The organism is Moorena sp., from assembly GCF_982860115.1.
This window is the reverse complement of record NZ_CEYLVT010000474.1, coordinates 1-1,254: the sequence shown is the minus strand read 5'-3', so window position 1 is coordinate 1,254 and position 1,254 is coordinate 1. Positions and strand designations below refer to the sequence as shown.

Sequence of the window (1,254 nt, the reverse complement as noted above, 5' to 3'; positions counted from 1 at the left end):
TATTAGGTAATGCTGTTAAATTCACTGATACTGGTCAAGTAACATTAAAGGTTAATGTGATTAGGGCGTGTTTTCAAAGTTTTCCGCAAGATTATGATCCCCCCCAGCCCCCCTTAAAAAAGGGGGGAGCCATACTCAAAGTCCCCCTTTTTTAAGGGGGATTTAGGGGGATCTCCGAGTTTGAAGACACGCCCTAGTCTTGACCAACCACAAAAGACAACACTTCTTGATGCAGTCGCTCATGGGGGAAACCCCCAAGACCGCGCTGCATCGCTTCGTTTTCAAGTAATTGATACCGGTGTCGGCATCACCCCCGAACAGTTAGAAACAATTTTCCAACCCTTTGAACAAGTAGGAGATACCCAAAGGCGTGCTGCTGGCACTGGTTTAGGTTTAACAATTACCAAGCAGTTGGTAGAACTAATGGGAGGAAAGCTACAAGTCACAAGCCAACTTGGTTATGGCTCTACGTTTTGGTTTGATGTTACCTTCCCAGTAGTAGAAAAATACCAACCACAGCAGCAACAGAAGCTGGGACACATTGTTGGTTATATTGGCTCTCGGCGCAAGGTATTAATAGCGGAAGACAAAGCAGCAAATCGGGCTGTGTTGCAGAACATGCTGGAACCGTTGGGCTTTGAAGTAGTCATGGCAGAAAATGGCCAGCAGGAAATCGAACTAGCACAACAGCTGCAACCTGACCTGATTTTGACCGACTTAGTCATGCCGGTCAAAACTGGCTTTGAAGCAGTCGCAGAATTGAGAAACCTACCTCAAATGCAAGATATCCCCATTATTGCAGTGTCCGCTAGCGTGTTAGACACCGACCTTGAGAAAAGTAAGCTTGTCGGCTGTCAAGGCTTTTTGTCCAAACCCGTGGATGAGCAACAGTTGCTGAAATTATTGGGAGAATATTTACAACTGGAGTGGATTTATGAACAAAACTCCCAACAAACCATAGCACCAGCTAGAATTGAGCAACCGTTAGTGATTCCGCCACCAGCAGAAATGGAAGTGCTCTACGAATTAGCCATGCTCGGCAGTATGAAAAAGATTTGCCAACGAGCCACTTATCTCCAAGAACTGGATACAAAGTATATCCCCTTTGCTAAGAAACTCAAAGATTTAGCTGAAGGATTCCAGGAGAAAAAGATTTTAGCTTTAGTGGAAAAGTATTTAGAGATTAACAACAGTTAATCGGTTAATGGGAGTAGGGAGTAGGGAGTAGGGAGTAGGGAGTAGGGAGTAGGGAGT

The 1,254-nt window shown here is 44.9% G+C and carries 1 protein-coding gene; it reads left to right on the top strand.

The window, feature by feature from the left end:
• The first annotated feature begins 180 nt into the window (after positions 1 to 180).
• Positions 181 to 1,197: an ATP-binding response regulator gene (locus AC4II3_RS32765; RefSeq protein WP_488017473.1), complete on the top strand. Its 1,017-nt coding sequence runs from the start codon at positions 181 to 183 to the stop codon at positions 1,195 to 1,197.
• The last annotated feature ends 57 nt before the right edge of the window (positions 1,198 to 1,254 follow it).